The organism is Muricauda brasiliensis (assembly GCF_003057865.1).
Taxonomy (GTDB): domain Bacteria; phylum Bacteroidota; class Bacteroidia; order Flavobacteriales; family Flavobacteriaceae; genus Flagellimonas; species Flagellimonas chongwuensis.
The window spans coordinates 591,145-611,806 of record NZ_QBTW01000011.1 but is presented as its reverse complement, the minus strand read 5'-3'; the positions used below and the strand labels follow the sequence as shown (position 1 = coordinate 611,806).

Annotated in this window: 23 protein-coding genes; 10 read left to right on the top strand and 13 right to left on the bottom strand. The window is 39.5% G+C overall.

The features are described from left to right. Nucleotide 1: 1 nt before the first annotated feature. From DCK90_RS08685 to DCK90_RS08675, 3 genes are read left to right on the top strand one after another with little or no spacing between them, the layout of a single operon-like run. The gene (locus tag DCK90_RS08685) at nucleotides 2–481 is read left to right on the top strand and encodes a hypothetical protein (protein ID WP_108245782.1); all 480 of its coding nucleotides are present in this window, start codon (nucleotides 2–4) and stop codon (nucleotides 479–481) included. 40 nt (nucleotides 482–521) lie between these two features. Beyond that, nucleotides 522–1,391 (top strand): YciI family protein, encoded by an 870-nt coding sequence (locus DCK90_RS08680; protein WP_199912668.1) that lies wholly within the window; start codon nucleotides 522–524, stop codon nucleotides 1,389–1,391. 9 nt (nucleotides 1,392–1,400) lie between these two features. After that, entirely contained in the window at nucleotides 1,401–1,997 is a 597-nt protein-coding gene (locus DCK90_RS08675) for a DinB family protein (protein WP_199912667.1), read from the top strand. Between the two features lie 3 nt (nucleotides 1,998–2,000). Here DCK90_RS08675 and DCK90_RS08670 read toward each other — a convergent pair whose 3' ends face one another. Both DCK90_RS08670 and DCK90_RS08665 read right to left on the bottom strand, forming a co-directional pair. After that, the gene (locus DCK90_RS08670; RefSeq protein WP_108245780.1) at nucleotides 2,001–3,527 is read right to left on the bottom strand and encodes a SulP family inorganic anion transporter; all 1,527 of its coding nucleotides are present in this window, start codon (nucleotides 3,525–3,527) and stop codon (nucleotides 2,001–2,003) included. 268 nt (nucleotides 3,528–3,795) lie between these two features. Beyond that, on the bottom strand, nucleotides 3,796–4,716 hold the full coding sequence (locus DCK90_RS08665; RefSeq protein WP_199912666.1) for a nicotinic acid mononucleotide adenyltransferase: 921 nt from the start codon (nucleotides 4,714–4,716) through the stop codon (nucleotides 3,796–3,798). Nucleotides 4,717–4,840: 124 nt separating this feature from the next. On the opposite strand from DCK90_RS08665, the gene DCK90_RS08660 reads away from it, so the two are divergent. Next, entirely contained in the window at nucleotides 4,841–5,842 is a 1,002-nt protein-coding gene (locus DCK90_RS08660; RefSeq protein WP_108245779.1) for an NAD(P)H-dependent glycerol-3-phosphate dehydrogenase, read from the top strand. Here DCK90_RS08660 and DCK90_RS08655 read toward each other — a convergent pair. The 9 genes from DCK90_RS08655 to DCK90_RS08615 all read right to left on the bottom strand — a co-directional run bounded on the left by DCK90_RS08655 (nucleotide 5,839) and on the right by DCK90_RS08615 (nucleotide 13,936). After that, nucleotides 5,839–6,492 (bottom strand): hypothetical protein, encoded by a 654-nt coding sequence (locus DCK90_RS08655; protein WP_108245778.1) that lies wholly within the window; start codon nucleotides 6,490–6,492, stop codon nucleotides 5,839–5,841. The genes DCK90_RS08660 and DCK90_RS08655 overlap by 4 nt on opposite strands. Before the next feature lie 88 nt (nucleotides 6,493–6,580). After that, nucleotides 6,581–9,274: a carboxypeptidase-like regulatory domain-containing protein gene (locus DCK90_RS08650; protein ID WP_108245777.1), complete on the bottom strand. Its 2,694-nt coding sequence runs from the start codon at nucleotides 9,272–9,274 to the stop codon at nucleotides 6,581–6,583. Between the two features lie 35 nt (nucleotides 9,275–9,309). Then, a complete protein-coding gene (locus tag DCK90_RS08645) occupies nucleotides 9,310–10,047 on the bottom strand; it encodes a GLPGLI family protein (protein WP_108245776.1) in 738 nt (245 codons plus the stop codon). Nucleotides 10,048–10,152: 105 nt separating this feature from the next. Next, nucleotides 10,153–10,392: a hypothetical protein gene (locus DCK90_RS08640; RefSeq protein ID WP_108245775.1), complete on the bottom strand. Its 240-nt coding sequence runs from the start codon at nucleotides 10,390–10,392 to the stop codon at nucleotides 10,153–10,155. Between the two features lie 38 nt (nucleotides 10,393–10,430). Next, nucleotides 10,431–10,643: a hypothetical protein gene (locus DCK90_RS08635; RefSeq protein WP_108245774.1), complete on the bottom strand. Its 213-nt coding sequence runs from the start codon at nucleotides 10,641–10,643 to the stop codon at nucleotides 10,431–10,433. A 155-nt stretch (nucleotides 10,644–10,798) separates the two neighbouring features. Further along, the gene (locus tag DCK90_RS08630) at nucleotides 10,799–11,512 is read right to left on the bottom strand and encodes a DNA-binding response regulator (protein ID WP_108245773.1); all 714 of its coding nucleotides are present in this window, start codon (nucleotides 11,510–11,512) and stop codon (nucleotides 10,799–10,801) included. A 77-nt stretch (nucleotides 11,513–11,589) separates the two neighbouring features. Beyond that, nucleotides 11,590–13,266 carry a glycerol-3-phosphate dehydrogenase/oxidase gene (locus DCK90_RS08625; RefSeq protein ID WP_108245772.1) on the bottom strand — a complete coding sequence of 559 codons (1,677 nt, stop codon included), beginning with the start codon at nucleotides 13,264–13,266 and terminating at the stop codon, nucleotides 11,590–11,592. A 4-nt stretch (nucleotides 13,267–13,270) separates the two neighbouring features. Further along, nucleotides 13,271–13,579 (bottom strand): antibiotic biosynthesis monooxygenase family protein, encoded by a 309-nt coding sequence (locus DCK90_RS08620; RefSeq protein ID WP_108245771.1) that lies wholly within the window; start codon nucleotides 13,577–13,579, stop codon nucleotides 13,271–13,273. Beyond that, nucleotides 13,580–13,936 carry a hypothetical protein gene (locus DCK90_RS08615; RefSeq protein ID WP_108245770.1) on the bottom strand — a complete coding sequence of 119 codons (357 nt, stop codon included), beginning with the start codon at nucleotides 13,934–13,936 and terminating at the stop codon, nucleotides 13,580–13,582. A gap of 60 nt (nucleotides 13,937–13,996) precedes the next feature. Between DCK90_RS08615 and DCK90_RS08610 the strand changes: the two genes are divergently transcribed. The 6 genes from DCK90_RS08610 (at nucleotide 13,997) to DCK90_RS08585 (ending at nucleotide 18,794) form a co-directional block, all read left to right on the top strand. After that, complete coding sequence (locus DCK90_RS08610) at nucleotides 13,997–14,527, top strand: CvpA family protein (RefSeq protein ID WP_108245769.1); 531 nt, start codon at nucleotides 13,997–13,999, stop codon at nucleotides 14,525–14,527. Nucleotides 14,528–14,712: 185 nt separating this feature from the next. Then, nucleotides 14,713–15,225: a CAP domain-containing protein gene (locus DCK90_RS08605; RefSeq protein WP_108245768.1), complete on the top strand. Its 513-nt coding sequence runs from the start codon at nucleotides 14,713–14,715 to the stop codon at nucleotides 15,223–15,225. A gap of 107 nt (nucleotides 15,226–15,332) precedes the next feature. Then, nucleotides 15,333–15,875, top strand: a complete 543-nt coding sequence (locus DCK90_RS08600) for a 3-hydroxyanthranilate 3,4-dioxygenase (RefSeq protein ID WP_108245946.1) — start codon at nucleotides 15,333–15,335, stop codon at nucleotides 15,873–15,875. Beyond that, complete coding sequence (locus DCK90_RS08595; protein ID WP_108245767.1) at nucleotides 15,872–16,246, top strand: DUF1304 domain-containing protein; 375 nt, start codon at nucleotides 15,872–15,874, stop codon at nucleotides 16,244–16,246. The genes DCK90_RS08600 and DCK90_RS08595 overlap by 4 nt, the downstream gene beginning before the upstream one ends. A gap of 70 nt (nucleotides 16,247–16,316) precedes the next feature. Continuing rightward, nucleotides 16,317–17,870, top strand: coding sequence for an L-piperidine-6-carboxylate dehydrogenase (amaB, locus tag DCK90_RS08590; protein ID WP_108245766.1), 1,554 nt, complete (start codon nucleotides 16,317–16,319; stop codon nucleotides 17,868–17,870). 360 nt (nucleotides 17,871–18,230) lie between these two features. Next, entirely contained in the window at nucleotides 18,231–18,794 is a 564-nt protein-coding gene (locus DCK90_RS08585) for a hypothetical protein (protein WP_234414682.1), read from the top strand. 21 nt (nucleotides 18,795–18,815) lie between these two features. Here the strand turns inward: DCK90_RS08585 and DCK90_RS08580 are convergent, their stop codons facing one another. After that, entirely contained in the window at nucleotides 18,816–19,811 is a 996-nt protein-coding gene (locus DCK90_RS08580) for an acyl-ACP desaturase (RefSeq protein ID WP_108245764.1), read from the bottom strand. A 40-nt stretch (nucleotides 19,812–19,851) separates the two neighbouring features. Then, a complete protein-coding gene (locus DCK90_RS08575; RefSeq protein ID WP_108245763.1) occupies nucleotides 19,852–20,583 on the bottom strand; it encodes a metallophosphoesterase family protein in 732 nt (243 codons plus the stop codon). Nucleotides 20,584–20,662: the final 79 nt, after the last annotated feature.

Below are 20,662 nucleotides of genomic sequence, written 5' to 3'. Positions count from 1 at the left end.
CATGAGAAAAATAATTGTTGCTTTACTATTGACCACAGTTTTTGTAAGCTGTAAGAACAACGAAAAAAAAGAAGAAGAGGAAACCATTTTGGAAACCAAAGAAGAAACGGTTGAAAAATCCCCCGCACCCAGCTTGCAAGTTGGTTGCTATGCTTACAATGAAAACGGCAGTAAGGTTGTTTTGGAAATCACCGAAATCAATGACTCGATCATGGGCAATCTCAATTATGCTTTCAAAGAAAAGGATGCAAACACAGGGACTTTTTCGGGTGTCTTAAAGGACAGCGTGCTTATCGGAAGCTACTACTTTATGTCAGAGGGACTGGAAAGTTCCCGTGAAGTCGCTTTTTTAGTCAAAGAAAATCAACTTATCGAAGGATTCGGCGAACTGGATGAAACGGGCACAGGCTTCAAAGACAAGGACAACATAAGCTTTAGTTCTTCAATGCCTTTGACCAAAACTGAATGCGATCAGAAGTAAATCGGAAAAACATCATATTTTGGATACTAACATTTAAGCTATGAAAGCAAGAGCAGCATTTGCACTGGTTTTTCTATTCTTCCTTGGCAGCAAGGCCCAAACCGCATCCGATTTAACCATTGTGTTTAAAGGACAGGCCAAGGTAAATGCGCTTAAAAGCGATAGAAACGCTATAAAATCATTTTTCGGGAATACCCTTGGACGAAAAATCGAATCCGAGGAAAATGCGGATCTTGTACATTTTGATGATGGTGGTTTTGTGAAGTTTGCATACCACCCCAAAGCAGAAGTGCTTGATTCCACCCAATTCCATAAATCCATGCAATTGGCTCTCTTGGTGCCTGCTTTTGAATACCAGAGCATTGTAGGAACCATCAAAGATTACGGAGCCGCACCTCTGTTGCCCAATGTCGAAAAATATCAAGACCATTCCAAGTACTACTATTTTCATGCACCTGGAGGCCAAGTATTTCGTATCGTGAACTCCGTAAACACCTTCCCGAAAAGTGGAGAAGGCTATGTTTACGATGCCGACAAAGCATCTAAATATGGAGCGGATGATTATGGCATGAAAAAATACATTTTCGCTTTTTTAAAACGAGGACCCAACCGTAGCCTTCCAAAAGAAGAAGCAGCTCAATTGCAAAACGCCCACCTGCAAAACATTATGCGACTGGCAGAAGAAGAAAAATTGATTCTCGCCGGGCCCTTTTTCGGGAATGATGACCTACGTGGCATTTATATTTTTGATGTGGAAACGTTGGAAGAGGCCAAATCCCTTACCGAGACCGACCCAGCCATTAAAGCGGGAAGTCTGGTTATGGAACTCAAAGAATGGTATGGGTCTGCAGCACTGATGGAGGTGGCTAAAATTGGAATGACCTTACAAAAGAAATCAATCACCGATTAAAGGTCCAAAATGAAAAAACTGCTCTATTTTTTAATCCTATTTATTTTCATGATCAATCATAATATTGAAGCGCAAGAATCCATGCTGCCATATAGAGAAATACCTGAATACCCATCTGATTTTAGCCCAGGAAACCTAATCTCAAGAATGATAGATGGATTGGGCTATCGATTTTACTGGGCAACCGAAGGTTTGACGGATGACGACCTTACCTACAGGGCATCAGAAAATGGACGATCCATTTTTGAAACGGTGGAACACATCAATGTAATGTCCAATAATATTCTATTGGCCCCGGATGCAAAACCTTTTGAAAAACCCAAAAACCCACCCCAATTATCTTTTGAAGAATTGCGCACATTGACACTCAAAAACCTCAAAGCAGCTAGCAAAAAAGTTTTGGGCGCAACGGAAAAGGATATAGAAAACTACAAGGTGATTTTTAAGCAAGGTGGCAAAACATCCGAATTTCCGTATTGGAACATGATCAATGGTATGATTACGGATTGCATCCATCATACCGGTCAAGTAGTTTTGATGCGGCGTGTCAGTGGTAATCCACAAAATCCAAATGTAAACGTCTTCCTTGGGAAAACTCGTGAATAGCCATTAATTGTCAACCACAACCTTATAGGTAGGGTCTTCCAATACGTTCACTTCGATAATGTCATCGGCATTGGCCAGCAAGCGTCTACAGTCACGGCTCAAATGTTTCAAGTGTACTTTTTTGCCTACTTTTCGGTAGCGCTCTGTGATTTTGTTCACGGCCTCAATGGCGGACATATCCACCAATCTACTTTCTGCAAAGTCAATCACCACTTCTTCGGGGTCGTTCAGTACATCAAACTTTTCGGCAAACAATGTGGTACTCCCAAAGAATAAAGGACCGTAGATCTCATAATGTTTTACTCCGTCATCGTCAATGTTTTTTCTGGCACGGATGCGCTTTGCGTTGTCCCAAGCAAATACCAAGGCGGAAATAATAACTCCCACCAACACGGCCAAGGCCAAATTATGAAGGAAGACGGTCACCAAAGTCACCAGTACCATCACCAACACATCGGATTTTGGCATTCTACGGAAGGTCTTCAAACTAGCCCATTCAAAGGTTCCTAGTGCTACCATAATCATCAAACCGGTAAGCGCTGCCATCGGTACTTTTTCAATTAAGCTGGAACCAAACATGATAAACACTAACAACATCAAGGCAGCAAAAATACCAGAGAGCCGAGCCCTTGCACCATTCGAGGTATTGATCAAACTTTGACCGATCATAGCACATCCTCCCATCCCTGAAAAGAGACCGGAAAGAATGTTGGCCGTTCCCTGTGCAACAGCTTCCTTATTTCCCCTACCTCGGGTTTCTGTGATCTCGTCCACAATGTTCAGGGTCAACAAACTCTCGATCAAGCCAACACCTGCCACGATTGCTGCGTATGGAAAAATAATTTGCAAAGTTTCCAATGTAAATGGTAGATCAGGAATATGAAATGGGGGAAATGTTCCTTCAATGGAAGCGATATCCCCAATGGTGCGTGTATCCAATCCAAAGAAAAATACAATTCCGAATACCAGAAGAATTGCGGCCAATGATGCCGGAATTACTTTGGTCAACTTAGGAAGTCCCCAAATCACCACCATGGTCAACAGCACCAATCCCAAGAAAATATAAAGTGTGCTTCCGCTCAACCAATCACCATCCGCTGTTTGGAACTGGCTCATCTGCGACATAAATATGATAACGGCCAAACCGTTCACAAATCCAAAAATTACGGGATGGGGCACTAAACGCATCAATTTTCCAAGACGTAGAAAACCTGCGGTCATTTGTAATATTCCGGCCAATACCACGGTTGCAAATACGTATTCAACTCCATATTGTTGTGCCAAACTTACGATTACAACAGCAACGGCCCCTGTAGCTCCCGATATCATTCCAGGACGACCTCCCAAAATGGATGTGACCAGCCCCATTACAAATGCCGCGTAAAGACCTGTTAATGGCGATAGGCCGGCAATAAAGGCAAAGGCAATAGCTTCGGGCACCAAAGCGAGCGCTACGGTAAGACCCGATAAAATTTCCGTTCGGTAGTTTACTTTTTGTGAAAAATCGAAAAGGTTGAGATACTTTTTCATGGCTTCGTTCTTGAAGCGGGCAAAAGTAACACTATTAAATGCAAGACCCTAATCGACCAAAAATTTTTAAGGATTTGATAATCTACCAGTTAGTAAGCCCCAATAACTTTTCTCCGAACAGACTTAATTTGGAGGAATTGTATCAGATTTGTCTCTTTTTGACCTTCTTGCATAAAAAAATCGCCCTGTGCATGTTTGCCCAAGGCGATTCTTAACTAAATAACCAACCAAAAAAACTGTTTGTATAGTCGAACAATTTTGTTCTTCCTTACATATTTCGTTGACGGGTTACGTCCATTACAGGGTTATTGGTCTTTGAACGTTTTTTACCTGTTCCGTCTCCTGATTTCAAATATTGAATGTATCCTCTTCCCTTAAATTCGTACACCGTTCCGCTGGATACATGGTACAACTCTATGGTACTATCATTGATAACGTACAACTCAAAATAATCATTGCCCAAGAAGTCATAATCCAGTGTTAAAGTTTTAAGAGATGCATCATTGGCGACATCATATACTTGATAATCGCCTTCATAATCCCATTGTAAGTTGGACAATGGTATGCCCTGAGCATCTACCGACGACCTGAAATATCCACCTCCATCATTAAAGAACTGTAAATAATTTTCTTCATCAAACTCGTTCAATGCCCCAACTTCGCTGGTATATGTTTTTTCCCAAACTTGATATTCTTGTAAAAACAGATGGATGTTGTCATAAAACACCATATCATAATCAAACGTGTTCCGTTGATATCCCTCCAATATATAGGAGGTATCCGAGAGGGAATCATAGAGTTCCAAAGTATTATAATCCAAAGCGAACACTTCCAATAACCATAGACCGTCTACATCGTGGTCTATTTCCACCTGACCGCTATACGTGGCATAAGCACCTACATCAATTCCTAGTCCGTTACCTGTTTTACCCAAACCTGAAAGATTGTTGTTTGCATAAATAATCCCCCTGTCAAAAGATATGGTAAAGGCACGTTGCAAAAATGGAACCTCTCCATTTCCACGGGTTTCGTTAATATCCACATACCAAAGGTCGTGAGATTCCAAAACCAAGGCGGTATGTATTGGTGGTTCCGAAATCAAATCATCTTCCACAATAACCTCGGTGTAGCAAGAACTGGCCAAAAGACCAATGAACAAAATTCCAAAGAGTAGTTTTCTATTTTTCATAATCGAGGTTTTAAAGTTCCCTTTACGTAAACCAAGCACTATGCCAAATTTTTTAAAGTATTGATAATCAATAAATAACAAGCTGATGAATTTATTTTTTAGCTTTACATCCTAATTTGACTGCATGAAAGACCAACTTACGTTTGGAGTTTTTGGAGGTGGTAGCTGGGGAACCGCCATTGTGAAGATGTTGACCGAAAATTTGGAACAGGTCAATTGGTATATGCGGAGCGATTCGGCAATTCGTCATATTAAAAAAGAATGGCACAATCCCAACTATTTAAGTTCCGTAGAGTTTGATGTGGACCAACTCAAGATGAGCTTTGACATCAATGAGGTTGCCGAAGCATCCGACGTGCTCATTTTTGCCATTCCTTCTGCTTTTTTGGAGAGGGAACTGCAGAATTTGACGGTTCCCTTGAAAGATAAAATCATTTTTTCGGCCATTAAGGGGATTGTTCCCGAAAGTGGACGCATAGTTGGGGAACACTTCAATGAAAAATATGAGATCCCTTTTGAGAATATTGGTGTGATTACAGGGCCATGCCATGCAGAAGAGGTCGCCTTGGAACGCTTATCCTATCTTACCATTGCCTGCGCCGATGCCGATAAGGCCAAAATGGTGGCCAGGCATTTAAAGAGCGACTATATCCGTACCAAAATTTCTGATGATATCATAGGTACGGAATACGCGGCCATGCTGAAGAATATTTATGCCATTGCCGCGGGCATTGCGCATGGATTGGGCTACGGGGACAATTTCCAGAGTGTTTTGATGAGCAACGCCATACGGGAGATGAAGCGTTTTATTGACCGTGTGTACAAAATGAAGCGCAACATAAACGCCTCGGCATATTTGGGTGATTTATTGGTAACGGGCTATTCGGTTTTTAGTAGAAACCGAATGTTCGGGAACATGATCGGTAAGGGCTACACCGTAAAAAGCGCGATGATGGAAATGAACATGGTGGCCGAAGGCTATTATGCGACCCAAAGTGCCCATGATCTTATGGAAAAACTACAAAAGAAGTCCAAAACGCCCATTATCAACGCAGTATACCAAGTACTTTATAAAAACAAGAGCCCGAAAAAGGTATTTGAGAAGTTGACGGAGAAGTTGGATTAATTGCCCGTTGAGAGTTTGACAAGATTGAAACTGTAGCTTATAAATGGCAGGATAAAAGTTGTCTTCTTATCAAAATACTTTGTGTTTCGAGATATGTATATACCCAACATTATCTTAGACCTGCCTTTTCCATAACCAACGAAAATTTTGTTTGCGCTGAAATTATAATTGTCCAAAGAGGAATTTGAACCTACAACCTCTCCTTCTTCATTTAAAATAGATTCTGTTCTTACATACTCACTATTTCGGTTGAGCAAGCTAAGGCCGGCACCGACGAATAATTCGCCTTTTTGGAATACTTGAAAGTGATAGTTCAAGTTAAAATGATAGCCGAACATCAACCCGCGCTCTGTTTCTGAAGCTGTATTTTCAATACGAGTTGTTATAAGGTCATAACGAAAGGAGGTTTTGAATCCTGCACTAAAATTTTGAGTAACATAATAATCAACCCCAAAATTAAGTGCAGGGCCAGAATTTTGTAAATCAGGATTAATAAAATTCGTGGCAATTGATTGGTCCCCATTTCTATAGATGGGAGTTATTCTAAATTCAGTGCCAAAATTGAGTAAGAAGCTTTTGTCTCTTAAAGTTTCTTGAGAGATAAGATATGTTGGCAGCAAAATTAGTAATAGAACTAAACGTGTTTTCATTTTAAATATGATTTATCTAATAAGAAGGAAATGGCATTCTATGATACTCTCTAGTTATGCCTGAAACCCAATTTGGGAGGAGGTCAGTCTATAATTTATAAGCTACTTTAAACAATAATACTCTAGGTATTATAAAATTCCTTTCATCACTAATTAAAAAATCAGTAATTGATGACTGTCTTCTAAATTGCGTATTGAAAAAGTTTGAAGCTTCAGTCTCAAAGAACCATGGACTGTCTTCCGCTTGATAACTAATTGATACTTTTGCTACATCGAAGTCTGATTGAGTATTATTAGCCTGATTTGAAAAGAAAATCTTAGAATACTCAAATTTGGATTTCACACCTTCTATCCGATAATTCAAATTTGCAAGAAAGGTATTTTGAGTAAATTCAAAAGTAGAGGCACTTGTCCTGTAAAATGTAGGGCTATAGTTATAGCTTAGTTCAAAATTTGGAATTCTTCTAAAATAACTTTCTACTTTAAATAAACTTGAAACAGATTTAGATATATTCAAATTGGTATTGGAGTTGACTACCTGAAAAAATTCATTATAGCTAGCATTGGTTCTTAAGGTATATTTTAAATCATTCTTTCTTTTACTAAAACTAAACAAAGCCGTTATTGAGTTTTCTGGTTGATCAAATATGAATGGACTACTTTTTTGCTCTATTCCACTAAGTGTTGTAGAGTTCTTAATACTTTGGTTTTGGTTGCTGTAGTTAATAATTGCATTTATAGATAAGCCCTTAATCAGATTGAATTTTCTATAGGTTAGCACATAGGTCTGTGCTAACTGGTTGCGAAGATTTGGATTTCCTAAAAAGACCCTGTTGAAATCATTTATGATAAAATTACCAACCAATTGATTTGCGGTGGGAAAACCCAATTCTTGTTTGTATTGAAATGATAGAGATTCCCCACTGTTAATCCTATATTCACTTCTAAACTCGGGCAAGAAACGATTTAATTCATTGAATACGTATATGTTATCTTGTGTATTGCTCCAATTGTATTTATGAAAAAATAGACCGATTTTAGTCGTGAATTTTTCCCACAAAAATTTATATTCTAAGCCTAGTAGCAAGTCTTTATATTGATAATTGATGCTGTTTCCAAAACCATCGGAAGAAAAATCGACAGAAGTTTCATCATCTAAAATCTGTCTTTCACTACTTTCAAAAATTTCATCTCTTTTATTATAGCCCAGAGTAGTGTATATGTGATTGTTAGAATTTAACCCCCAAAAATCTTTTAAGCTAATCTCTAAATTACTTTTTGATCCTTCCTTCAATTGATTAACTAGTATATTGTCGCTTTCTTGTAATGGAAGGATGTTTTCTAAAAAAAAGTCATCATTGCTCCAAGTATTGATGCCATCGAACTTTTCATATGTCCAATCCAAATTGAAACTAAGTGTTTGCGCCAAAGAAAACTTTTTGTTGAAGTTTAAATTAGGTTCAATTAAGAAAGTCTTTAACTGATTGGTGGTGTTAAATAAATCGATGTCGGATGCGGTGATTGAATTCAGCTCACCTATTCTTAAGTTATCCGAAATTTTGAAGTAAGTATTAAACTGTAATGATTCTCTCTGACTAGCCTTATAGTCTATGGTAAGCTTACCCAAACTAAAGAGATTGTCCAAGTTTTCATTTTCAGTTCGGTTCTCAACAAACGGAGATTCGCTATCTAAATACTGGTTGACCGTCTTTCTGAGTTGCGTGGAGTTATTGCTACTGGCAATTACATAAGAGCTTATATCTGTACTACGACTTATGTACTGTTTAACATGAAGTGCTCCAAATCGATTCCTCTTCGAATTGAAATTAGTATTATCTAGAAAGTTAGATATGTCGGAATTAATTTGGCTATCGAATTTATTGGAGGAATCAAAAATCAGGTTTGAATAACCCCCTTCAAAATTGACATAATCATCATATGTAAAAGAGCTCTGACTAATATTGTTAAAGTCGCCTATAAGGTTAATATTTGTTTTAGGACTATAATAAAATAGGGCTGGATGTATTACGTACCTATCCTCTAAACCCACCCCAGCCTCCAAATCGCCAAATGCAAACCTTTTATTGTCATCTTTAAGTTTTATATTCAAAGCTTTGTCATCAGTATCCTGTAAACCTTTTAGAAAAGCAATTTGATTATAATTATCTAAGATTTCTATCTGATCTACAACACTGGCTGGAATATTGTTGACTGCCATTTTACTATCACCTGTAAAAAAAACATCTCCATCTACAAGTACTTTGGTTATTCTTTCACCTTGAGCGGTCACATTTCCATCAATATCTACTTCAATACCTGGAAGTTTTTTTAACAATTCTCGAATCTTTCTTTCTTCACCAGTTGCAAAGGCTTCAACGTTATAAATTGTGGTATCTCTTTTTACAACCACTGGAATTCTATAAGTAAGCTCAACCTCTTCAAGTTGGTTAACTTTAGGAATTAGTAAAAAGTTTTTTTTTTGATTCCCAGATAACTTCAATTTTAAAGATTCCTCTTTATATCCAATATAACTTACATCAATAGTGTAAGTTGAGTTTCTCCGTAGGAACAAAATATATTCTCCGTCTTCACCACTAATTGCAAAACTTGTTTTACTATCTGTGTCTTCAGGGAATGCAATTATGTTAGCATTGGGCAATACTGATCCCGTACTGTCCTGCACTACCCCAGATAACTGAACCATTTGACCAAATCCAGGAAAATAAAATAATATGAAAAAAAAAGAGAACCTAAAGGTGTGAGTAGATTTGGATAAAATCATAACCTAACTCCAGATTTATTTTTAGAGGAATTTGTCTAATTTCTTTGAAAAGATTTAGCGAGATTCTCATTCATCTTCTCATATTCTTCCAATGTTATTGCAGAATCTGTATTAGGCCATTCAATAATAATGTTATTTTGATTCAGATTGATTTCCTCACAAATAAAACTAATTTCATTGGTATGTAATTCCAAAATTAAACCTGGCAAGGTACCACTATAATCCGTTGGTCCGAATGATACTGGAATTTCGGGCGTATACCATGCTATTATTGGTAGTTTACCTATTGAAGTTTCAACTTGCGAAACAGCCTTGTAACAATTAAAATTAGCTATTTTTTTCTGCTCAGCGGTGAGATCCCAATCAACATCTCTGATATTCGAATCTACGAGTATCACCTCTCCTTTATATTCCCTGTAAATTAAAAGTTTTCTTGTCTTTATATCGGTATAGTATGTCCCCCTATCCGCAAAGGCAACGGCCATTTGAAAAGCTCTTTCAGAGTTATCTAAAGCTAAACTAGACTCTCTAAGAAATACTGATTTTGAATCTTTGAATAATAAGTTTAATTTGATTCTATGCATTTCCTCGGCAATAGTTTCAAAATTGCTTTTTCGAGAAATCTTTTTAGCTTCATTATTCTTCTTTACCCTCGCCACAAATGCATCAACATTGACACTATATCTAATTGTTCCACTAGATACTTGAGAAATAGCAGGTGCCTGAAATAGATTTACAGCTATGAGTATGAAAGTCGAGAGTAACCTTTTCATTGAAAACAGATTTTAAAATTGACAAAAACAATCAGTTAATTAAAATTTTAGTCAGTTAAAAAAGATAGGCCGTATGAAGATTATTTTATTCGGCCTATCTATATTTTAACAACCATTACATGCCATACAAAATATTTGAGCAGCATAAAAGCCATCATTTCCACCAGAGTCAAAATATAGTTCGACCATATTAAACCCTAAATCACAAAACATTTCTTCCTCTATTGTTTCATGAGAATTATTGGCTTTTTTGGGATCAGATGCAATTCCTGTCTGTGCTGCAAAAAAAAGCAATGACAATAAGGTTAAGAGTCTTCTTCTAACCTTTAAATTTAAAGCTATCATTTTCAAATTTTACACTTTAAAAAATACTTAGAACAGTTCTAACAGCCGCAGTGATAACAAAACAAGTAACCTGCATAAAATCCATCACTGCCACCAGCATCCCAATATTCTTCCACATCAGCCCAACCCGCCGGGCAGAATAACCCATCTATGGCTAAATTTTCCTCTGATGGAGTTAAAGTTTCATTTTTTGCCGAACTGACATTTAAACTAAAGAGAAGCATACAGCTTGCAAGAAAAATGTTTTTCATGGTTTTAAATTTTTCGTGAATAAATAGTTTTAATACTCGAACAATTTCAGCGCTGAAAAATGTAAGCTTGGGCTAAAACTATATTTTAAAAACAAAACCAAGGGACAGGAAAACCACATACTTTTTACGGTTTTCCGCATATTTCCATTTGCCTGTTAAATGATGCCTAACTCTTTGGCCCTGTTCACCAAAGCCATCGTATTTCCTTTTTCAATTCCCAGTTTTTCATGCATGACTCGCTTTCTTTTTTCCACTTTGGACAACGACCAGCACAAATGTTCCCCAATTTCTTTGTTTCGGATTCCTTTAGACAGGAGGTACAAAAGCTTTTTTTCATCTGTGCTTAAGTAAACTTCTGCATTGGATTCGTCTCTTAATATTTTTCCAATGGTTGGAGAATAGTACGGTTGATTTTTTAGGATATGCTGAATTGCACTTATTAGATGATACTCATCCACTTCACCTTTAATTAAAAACCCGTGTGGTTTTACAGTTTGTAGAATTTCTTCTAGACGAAGTTTATCTGTCAAACTGGTCATCACCAATATTCTAGTATTGAGTTGCTTTTCAACAATCAATCTTCCCAAATCTTCTCCTGAATAGAGGTCTTTTTCTGGATAGGCAGGCATACAAATATCCAAGAAGACCATATCAAAATGAATAGCTTCTTCAATTAGTAGCTGATTTGCTTTTTTAAGGGAATGTGCCTGCTGAACTGTAACTTTTGGAATTGTACCCTTACATTCTGCTTGTTCCACAATCAACTCATAACCTTGGCAACTGAGTTGGTGGTCTTCAACAATCAATATGCTTTGAAGGGTCCTCTCGGTGAGGCAATCTTTACCTTTTCTTCTTCCTCTGTAGTCCATCTACAATTAGTACAATGGCCTTTATGAGGTTAGTAAAGGCGTTTTCGTTTACAAAACTATATTTTAAATATATGAAATTATAAGTTTTGGTCCCGCTCCAAAGAAAAATCGGAATGCTCCTTTAACTGCGCATCCAGTTCGGCAGAAAAGACCTCCATTTCTTCCGTGGAGTAATTGTAGGCTTTCTGAAATTCTTCGAAAACCGAGGCTTTGTATTTTCGCACACTCTCTATATCAAAATACAATCGGCCCGTTCTTCGTATAAAAAAGTCCAAGGGATTCAGTGCCATTTCGTGGGCTATGGTAAATTGCGCTTCGGCCCTTATCAATCGTTCTTTGGGTTTGTCGCCTTTTATGTTGGTATAAAGTTCCAAAATGGATTCGGTCTGCTTCCCATAAGTGGTCACCAAATACCACGCATCATATTTGGCAAAACCATCCGATTGAAGTTGGTCTTGAACGGTGGCGATGTATTTTTTAACGTGTTTGAACTTTTTAAAATCGTTCCCACAAAGTGGAATCTTGTCCGTGGTACAATGCTTCAACTCTATATCATGGTCCTCCTCCATTTTCTTGGCGATACGGTTCACTGTACGTTCTGCCATTTTACGGTATCCTGTGAGCTTTCCTCCCGCAATGCTGACCAATCCCGTATCGGAGGTAAAGATTTCATCTTTTCGTGATAGTTCAGATGCCGATTTCCCTTCTTCGTGAATCAGTGGGCGCAGTCCGGCCCATGATGAAACAATATCATCCAGTTCCAATTCTATATCGGGAAACATATTATTGACGGCTGAAATCAGATAGATGGCATCGGCAAGTTCCGTGGTCACATGGTCCTTGTCGGAATTGTAATTGGTATCAGTCGTGCCAATGTAGGTTACTTTGCCACGTGGTATGGCGAACATCATCCGCCCGTCGGGAATATCAAAATAAACGGATTGTTTTACCGGGAGTTTTTCCTTTGGAAACACCAAGTGTACGCCCTTGGTCAAGTGCAATCGCTTGCCTTTTTTGGATTGGTTCACACTTCTGAGCTCATCTACCCACGGTCCTGCAGCATTGATCACATATTTTGATGAAACATGGTACTCATCACCAAACACCTCATCCGTAAACTTGACACCTGCTACATTTTCATCCTCATAAATAAAATCAGTCACCTTGGAATAATTGAATATCTCTGCACCAAACTGAAGACTTGTTTTTAAGTTTTCAAGCGTCAATCGGGCATCATCGGTTCGGTATTCGGCATAATAGCCTGCTCCGTTCAATATTTTTTTGGGCAAAAGGGGCTCCAACTTCATGGCCTCCTTTTTCTCCAGCATCTGTCGTTTATCATCCCCGGAAACCTGCGCCAAAATATCGTAGACCTTCAGTCCGATGGATGTCAACCATTTTCCATAGGAACCACCCTCGATAAGCGGGAGCAACATTTTCTCGGGTAGCACCAAATGTGGAGCCAATTTATGTACAATCGCCCGCTCAGAACCTACTTCTTTCACCAGCCAAAAATCGAATTGTTTTAGGTAACGTAGCCCTCCGTGTATCAATTTGGTGGATTTGCTACTGGTACCCGAGGCAAAATCGCCTTTCTCGAGTAACAATACCTTCATGCCGCGAGAAGATGCATCCAAAGCGATACCTGCTCCCGTAATACCGCCGCCGATTACAACAAGGTCGTAGGTGGTCTTGGCCGCCTTTTGCAGTTTGCTCTTTCTCTCTACGTTGGAAAAAGCAATGTTCTCGCCCATGTTTCTATTTGTTGAATTCGTATTCGCGTTCCACCTTGCAAATCCGGACCTTGTACCAGGAATACCATGTTTTTATGCCATTTTTCTGTGCCTGTCGGTGGTCCATGTTGGCTTTCCAGTCGGCAATGGCCTCCAGACTTTCCCAATAACTAACGGTAATGCCCAAGCCATCACGGGCACTTTCTATATCCAAAAAGCCAGGTTGTTTTTTGGCCAATGTTTCCATTTCTTCGGCCATTTTAGCATATCCTTGATCTCCGTCTGTTCGGAGACTAGTAAAAATTACGGCATAGTATGGCTTTTTCAGTTCCATTTACGTGATGTATTCCTTTTCCATGAAATAATTTACCAAGGCCTCCTTCATCAATACCGTTTGCTCTCCTGCTTTCAATGGCGGTAATTGTTCCTTCATGGTATAGTGCGGCCATCCGTCATCATCAAAAAAATCAAAATCGTAATAACCGTACGGCTCCAATAATCGGCAGATGGCAATATGCATCAGGTTGACCTTTTCATCCTTTTTAAATTTACGATGAAAATCGCCCAATTCCTGAACCCCCACCAAATAAACGATTCCGTCCAATTCCAACGGGTCGCCATCCGAAAATTGCGCGGATAGTTTCTTCACCAAAAACTCCCACCGCTCTTTTAATTGTTCGTCTCTTGACATGTGTTTTGATATGAGTGACAAAGGTACAAATCAATATTCTATATTTGTTAAAACCCGTGTATGAGCTTTTTGGATATAATCATTGGAATTCTTCTGGTCTGGGGCCTTTACAAGGGCTTAAGGAACGGCCTGTTTGTTGAGCTTGCCTCCCTGATTGCCCTGATTGCGGGAATATACGGTGCCATCCATTTTTCATACATCACTGGCGATTATTTGTCCGAGCGTTTTGATTGGAGCGACCAATACCTCAAAATCGCTGCATTTCTGATTACCTTTTTTGCTATCATCATTGTAGTGAACCTGGCCGGAAAATTCTTGACGAAGATTGCTGATTTTGCCATGCTCGGACTATTGAACAAAATAGCCGGTGGTATTTTTGGGGTTCTTAAGGTGGCCGTTATCTTGGGGGCTTTTTTAATTTTCTTCGAAAAGTTGGCCTCTCCATTGGGATTCATCAAGGAGGAAACCAAAGAACAATCCATTTTTTACGAACCCATCAAAGAATTGGGTGATTTGGTCTTTTCCTACGTATTGGATGATGTGGAAAATACTCCCTCTCCAGAGGTTGAGACCACACATGGAATCATATAAACGGCTTGTTTTTCTCGATAAAGGGACACCCTATACTCCCAAATAAGTCTATTATACACAGCTTGTTGTATTTCAACGTGATAATCTATCCTAACATGGAAATTTCATGGAAAAGGATAGTCTCTCCCTTAGTTTAGCAATAGAGAACATTAGGGAATTGAACACTCCCGAAAAACACCCCGAAAATGAAAAGATTATATGGCATCTTGCTGGTCATAGTACTCGCTATTGTCCTAAGTTACTGTAGTACATCATCTGTACAGCAAGAAGAGCAAAATTACACCGAAGCAACTCTTGGCAACGAAAAAATTACGGTAGACCCCGTTAAAATGGAGGAAGACCTATTAAACCTGGTCAATCTTCACCGTGAATCTATTGGGCTGACCATTTTGGACAAAAGCGACCCCGCCTATAAATATGCCGAAGAACATAATGACTACATGATTTCCAAAAACACGCTGAGCCACGATAATTTTCAATCCCGGGCTGAAAAGATTGCCGAGGAGACCAATGCAACAAGTGTATCTGAAAACGTTGCCAGATACTACGTTTCAGCAGAAAAAACTTTGGAAGGCTGGCTTAATAGCTCTTCACATAAAGAAGCCATGGAAGGCGACTTTTCCCATACCACCTTGAGCGTTCAATTGGATAAGCAAGGTAGACCTTACTACACTCAGATATTTATTAAAGTGGAATAATCAACCCATTATACCATCTATTTTAAGACCTGCCAACAAGCAGGTCTTTTTTGTTAATCGCTATGTTGACAGCAAGGTTTTTTTTACCTTTCGTAAAATCTTTGAACATGGCAATACAGGAACCTTTTAACCTAACTAAGTGGATTGAGGAAAACCGAGATATCTTAAAACCACCGGTAGGCAATAAAAATCTTTATAAAGAATCTGGTGATTACATTGTAATGATTGTAGCTGGCCCCAATGCCAGAAAGGATTATCACTACAATGAAACAGAGGAACTTTTTTATCAATTGGAAGGCAATATTGAAGTCCATATACAAGAAGATGGCCAAAAAAAGACCATGAAACTGGGTCCGGGTGATATGTACCTTCATCCAGCCAAGGTGCCACATTCTCCTGCTCGACAAGAAGGTTCTATAGGATTGGTGATCGAACGAAAAAGAGCTGATCTGGATGCTGAAGATGGCCTGTTATGGTTCTGCGATAATTGCAACCATAAATTGTACGAGGTCTACTTTACACTGAATGATATAGAAAAAGACTTCTTGGGTCATTTTAAGCACTTTTACGGTTCGGAAGAACTGCGAACCTGTGATAATTGCGGGACGGTAATGCCAGTAGACGAACGGTTTGTTGCCAAGGAAGAATGATACTCGTTTTCGCAAAGATCATCATAGGAATTGTCGCATTGCTGCATATTTACTTTTTGTGGCTAGAGATGTTTGCTTGGACCACAAGAGCAAAAAAAGTGTTCCGCTCTTTGCCGGAGCACTTGTTCGAACCCACCAAAACCTTAGCGGCCAACCAAGGACTTTACAACGGGTTTCTCGCGGCCGGACTCATTTGGTCCTTACTGATTCAAGATATCCATTGGCAAATTTATGTGGGGTTGTTCTTTTTGGGCTGTGTTGCCGTTGCCGGTATGTATGGAGCAATTACCGCATCAAAGAAAATTTTCACGGTACAGGCACTTCCGGCACTTGTCGGCATAGTTCTTTTGTTGGCTCATCTATTCCTGTAAACCGTTCATTCTCTAAGAGATTATTTGTATAATTGTAAAAATACAACAATACACTCTTAAAAAGTTATAAATGTCAAAAACAGCAACTGCTTTTGGAATAGAAGAGGCCCTAAAAGAATTGGGACTGAACGAAACAAATAATGGTACTTCCACAGGAAAAGATTGGTTTTCCAATGGGGATATCATCGAATCATATTCCCCTGTTGATGGAGCCCTAATTGGAAAGGTGAAGTCGACAACACGGGAAGATTACGAAAAGGTGATTACCTCTGCCCAAACAGGTTTTAAAAAATGGCGTACCATGCCAGCTCCGCAAAGAGGTGAAGTGGTTAGAAAATTTAATGATGAACTTCGTAGGTTAAAGGAGCCACTTGGCAAATTGGTGTCTTATGAAATGGGCAAAAGTTATCAAGAAGGCTTGGGCGAAGTACAAGAAATGATTGACATCTGCGACTTTGCAGTTGGTTTATCCCGTCAATTACATGGATTGACCATGCACAGCGAACGCCCCGGCCACAGGATGTACGAGCAGTACCATCCGCTAGGAGTGGTCGGTATTATTTCCGCGTTTAACTTCCCGGTGGCCGTTTGGTCTTGGAACACCGCTCTGGCCTGGGTCTGTGGAGATGCCTGCATCTGGAAAGGTTCCGAAAAAACACCAATGACCTCGGTTGCCTGTCAAAATATAGCCGCAAGGGTATTCACTGAAAATGATGTGCCCGAAGGAATATCCTGTTTAATAACAGGAGACTATATCGTAGGGGAGTTCATGACCAAAGATGAAAGAATCCCCTTGATCTCGGCTACAGGTTCTACCAGAATGGGAAAAATAGTGGCCAAAACCGTTGGTGAACGACTAGGTAAATCTTTATTGGAGCTTGGAGGTAACAATGCTATCATAGTAACTCCCGATGCCAACATAAAAAATACAGTGATCGGCGCCGTTTTCGGAGCTGTGGGTACTTGCGGACAACGTTGTACATCCACACGCAGACTGATTGTTCACGAAGATGTATACGACAAGGTCAAGAACGCCATTGTTGATGCGTACAAACAAATCCGTATTGGCAATCCATTGGATGAAAACAACCATGTTGGTCCGCTTATCGATAAAGATGCCGTAAAAAATTATTTGAACGCACTAGAAAAAGTGAAGGTAGAAGGAGGTAACATCTTGGTTGAAGGAGGAGTTCTGGAAGGTGAAGGTTATGAAAGTGGTTGTTATGTAAAACCAGCCATCGCTGAAGCTGAAAATCACTTCGAGATTGTCCAGCATGAAACCTTTGGGCCTGTTCTATATATTTTGAAATACAGTGGTGATTTGGAAAATGCGTTGGATATGCAAAATGGGGTAAGACAAGGTCTGTCATCGGCCATAATGACGAACAACTTAAGGGAGGCAGAACGATTCCTATCCGTTGAAGGCTCGGATTGTGGAATTGCCAATGTAAATATCGGTACTTCCGGGGCTGAAATTGGAGGAGCCTTTGGTGGCGAAAAGGAAACCGGGGGTGGTAGAGAAAGTGGTTCCGACGCTTGGAAAGTGTATATGCGAAGGCAGACCAACACTATCAATTATACTACCGAACTACCCCTCGCACAGGGCATTAGGTTTGACCTATAACAAAGAAAAGCCGCCCATTTGGACGTAATGCCAAATGGGCAGTCTTTAAAACCAACTTAACTAACTCAAACTTAACTTTAAAACCCTATTTCAGTGCCGGATCATTGTCGGGAGAAACAGGGTTCTTCACTTAATGTTGAATTCCAAATTTCAATATATTTCTTGGAGAAATTAAAGGGTATGTTACAGTTGGTTCCGAAAAGTGTATAGTTGGTATATTTTATTTTATTTTCTGTTTTCGAATTTTCTTACAAATCCCTGTGATTTATAAATATTACTCAGTTTCTTTCTATTTTATTTAGATTTTTAAGGTTTTTTTAATACTTTATATAAACAGTTTTCATTGTTTATATAAAGACTATGGATTGGTTAAGCTCTTCTATGTGGTATTGGCTCTGTTTGGCCATTACTGGAATAATCTCCGGGGTTTTGGGATATTTTTTTGGTAAATCCGATGCTCCTTCCTCTTCGGATAATTTCTTTGAATTGAACTCACTTGAAATAGAAAATGCAAAATTGAAATCAGACCTTGAAACTTGCCAAAAACATTTGGATTCCGATCATATCAAAACCAAGGTCCTTAATCTTGATTCCGAAGTAAAGTTTTCAAAAAGTGAAGATTTCATTTTTCAAGTAAACGAAGCCAAAGCTATTTTCGGAAAGACCATCAATGAAAATGATCTAAAACTTATCGAGGGCATTGGGCCTAAAATAGAAGAGCTGTTCCATAATTTTAACATCAAAACGTGGAAAGACCTGTCGGAAACATCTGTTGATAAATGCCATGAGGTGCTCAACTCCGGCGGAAGACGCTATCGCATCCACGACCCGGCGTCTTGGCCCATGCAGGCAAAAATGGCCTACGAAGGCCATTGGGAACAACTATACATTTGGCAGGAAAAGCATAAGGCTGGAAAATATTAACAAAAAGACCGACCAGTCTTTCTACATCATCCCATTGGCCTCTACCCATTTAAAAGTGTATTGGTCCTGCGAAAATTGCATGCGCTCCGAAATCCTTTGCAAGCGCTCTGGCAATTTCATCAAATATACCCTTGCCTTTTCCGCCTGGTCGGAGAGACCACGAAGATTTCCAATATCCCAATAATCGTTCAACTTTTTCAGGATATCAATATAATCCTGCGCCGTATACACTCCCAAACGTTGTGCACAATTGGAAAACTGCTCAAAGGCTTCACCTATGCTACCTCCAGATTCACGTAAAAAATGGGCTGGCATCACGATTTTTTTCTTCATCATATCTGCAAAAGCCAAAACCATCCCATCGGGATCTTGCCCCATAATGGTCTTCACAAATTCGCGATATGCCAAATGGTGCCTCATTTCATCACCCGCAATGATAGTGCACATTTTCGCCAAGAGACCATTGCCTTTTTGTTTGGCCATTTTACCGACCCGCTTGTGCGAAATATTGGTGGCCAACTCCTGGAACGTAGTGTACACAAAGTTCTTATATGGATCTCTATCCGTTCCTATATCAAATCCATCAGAAATCAAATGCTGGGTGGTTATCTCGATTTCACGCATGTTCACGCGACCTGATAGGTACAAATATTTGTTCAAAACATCGCCATGTCGATTTTCTTCTGCCGTCCAGGCACGTACCCATTTGCTCCACCCGTTTTCTTTGCCGCTATGCTGATCAATGCCTTCCACATCCATCAACCATGATTCGTAAGTAGGCAGCGCCTCTTCGGTAATAGTATCGGCGACAAGCGTCACCCAAAAATCATATCCAAGTTCTTTGGCTTCGCCACGAAGCTTTTCTACCTCATCAAAAAATTTATCACTTTGGGAATCTGGCAAAAAATCTGTGGGCTGCCATATTTTTTCGGTCGGAATCAGAAACTCGTTCATAAATCCGTCAACCTTGGGCTCAATGGCCTGCATCACTTCCAACCTTACATTCTTTATCGACATAATACGGGGTTTTTACAAAGGTCTTTATAATTTAATGAATTTAACTCAAATTTCTTCCTCTTTCTCCTGGATAAAATTTATGGACGGGGTCACTTTGCCAAAATTCTTTGGTTTCTACATCCAACATCGTCAAACCTCCCATAAAAGCCGCTCCGGTATCCACGTTCCAAATATTGGCCCTGTTCTGGGGCTCTACGAACTCCCTTTTGGATATTGGGGTATGTCCAATAAATACTTCTTTGTAATGCGTCAATCTCTTCGGAAACTTGGAATCGGCGGGCTTTAAACTGGGGTCTAGCGCAGTAGCCAGCTCCCACAAGGTGCGATCCCAATAAAATGATTGCTGAAAATACTCGTAATCTATCCCTTTCAGGTTGGTATAGCCTGCATGCAGGTACAATCGGTTATCCTCTGCTAGGTAGTAGTTTTGCAAATTTTCATAAAAATCAAGGTGCATTCTCCACTTTTCCTTATCAGCATTCAAATAGGAATCTCTAGTTGCCGTGCCGCCATGCGCCAACCATTGCGGGTTTTCCTTTTGATCTATTAACCAAGCCTTGCAGAGCTCATCATGGTTACCTCGGATAAAGGTACATGTGTATTGGCTTTGCAGCTGAATCAAAAAATCGATGGTCTCCACCGCCGTACTCCATCCATCTACATAATCGCCCAAGAAAATAATATGATCCTCTGGGGTAACCTTTGCCTTGTCCAACAATTGCTCCAAAGCTCTTACTCCAGAATGTATATCGCCCACTACCAGTGTTCGCATAGAAAAGTTTTTGACAATATTACACACAAAACCTTGGCCTATGAAAAATCATTGGGGCTTTATCACGCATTTAACCTAG

Coding starts and splice junctions, on each gene's coding strand:
- DCK90_RS08615 (WP_108245770.1), bottom strand. CDS start 13,936: ATGTCAAGAGACGAACAATTAAAAGAGCGGTGGGAGTTTTTGGTGAAG.
- DCK90_RS08660 (WP_108245779.1), top strand. CDS start 4,841: ATGAAAGACCAACTTACGTTTGGAGTTTTTGGAGGTGGTAGCTGGGGA.
- DCK90_RS08595 (WP_108245767.1), top strand. CDS start 15,872: ATGATACTCGTTTTCGCAAAGATCATCATAGGAATTGTCGCATTGCTG.
- DCK90_RS08605 (WP_108245768.1), top strand. CDS start 14,713: ATGAAAAGATTATATGGCATCTTGCTGGTCATAGTACTCGCTATTGTC.
- DCK90_RS08635 (WP_108245774.1), bottom strand. CDS start 10,643: ATGAAAAACATTTTTCTTGCAAGCTGTATGCTTCTCTTTAGTTTAAAT.
- DCK90_RS08680 (WP_199912668.1), top strand. CDS start 522: ATGAAAGCAAGAGCAGCATTTGCACTGGTTTTTCTATTCTTCCTTGGC.
- DCK90_RS08625 (WP_108245772.1), bottom strand. CDS start 13,266: ATGGGCGAGAACATTGCTTTTTCCAACGTAGAGAGAAAGAGCAAACTG.
- DCK90_RS08665 (WP_199912666.1), bottom strand. CDS start 4,716: ATGAAAAATAGAAAACTACTCTTTGGAATTTTGTTCATTGGTCTTTTG.
- DCK90_RS08600 (WP_108245946.1), top strand. CDS start 15,333: ATGGCAATACAGGAACCTTTTAACCTAACTAAGTGGATTGAGGAAAAC.
- DCK90_RS08655 (WP_108245778.1), bottom strand. CDS start 6,492: ATGAAAACACGTTTAGTTCTATTACTAATTTTGCTGCCAACATATCTT.
- DCK90_RS08640 (WP_108245775.1), bottom strand. CDS start 10,392: ATGATAGCTTTAAATTTAAAGGTTAGAAGAAGACTCTTAACCTTATTG.
- DCK90_RS08685 (WP_108245782.1), top strand. CDS start 2: ATGAGAAAAATAATTGTTGCTTTACTATTGACCACAGTTTTTGTAAGC.
- amaB (WP_108245766.1), top strand. CDS start 16,317: ATGTCAAAAACAGCAACTGCTTTTGGAATAGAAGAGGCCCTAAAAGAA.
- DCK90_RS08670 (WP_108245780.1), bottom strand. CDS start 3,527: ATGAAAAAGTATCTCAACCTTTTCGATTTTTCACAAAAAGTAAACTAC.
- DCK90_RS08650 (WP_108245777.1), bottom strand. CDS start 9,274: ATGATTTTATCCAAATCTACTCACACCTTTAGGTTCTCTTTTTTTTTC.
- DCK90_RS08675 (WP_199912667.1), top strand. CDS start 1,401: ATGAAAAAACTGCTCTATTTTTTAATCCTATTTATTTTCATGATCAAT.
- DCK90_RS08580 (WP_108245764.1), bottom strand. CDS start 19,811: ATGTCGATAAAGAATGTAAGGTTGGAAGTGATGCAGGCCATTGAGCCC.
- DCK90_RS08585 (WP_234414682.1), top strand. CDS start 18,231: ATGGATTGGTTAAGCTCTTCTATGTGGTATTGGCTCTGTTTGGCCATT.
- DCK90_RS08645 (WP_108245776.1), bottom strand. CDS start 10,047: ATGAAAAGGTTACTCTCGACTTTCATACTCATAGCTGTAAATCTATTT.
- DCK90_RS08610 (WP_108245769.1), top strand. CDS start 13,997: ATGAGCTTTTTGGATATAATCATTGGAATTCTTCTGGTCTGGGGCCTT.
- DCK90_RS08575 (WP_108245763.1), bottom strand. CDS start 20,583: ATGCGAACACTGGTAGTGGGCGATATACATTCTGGAGTAAGAGCTTTG.
- DCK90_RS08630 (WP_108245773.1), bottom strand. CDS start 11,512: ATGGACTACAGAGGAAGAAGAAAAGGTAAAGATTGCCTCACCGAGAGG.
- DCK90_RS08620 (WP_108245771.1), bottom strand. CDS start 13,579: ATGGAACTGAAAAAGCCATACTATGCCGTAATTTTTACTAGTCTCCGA.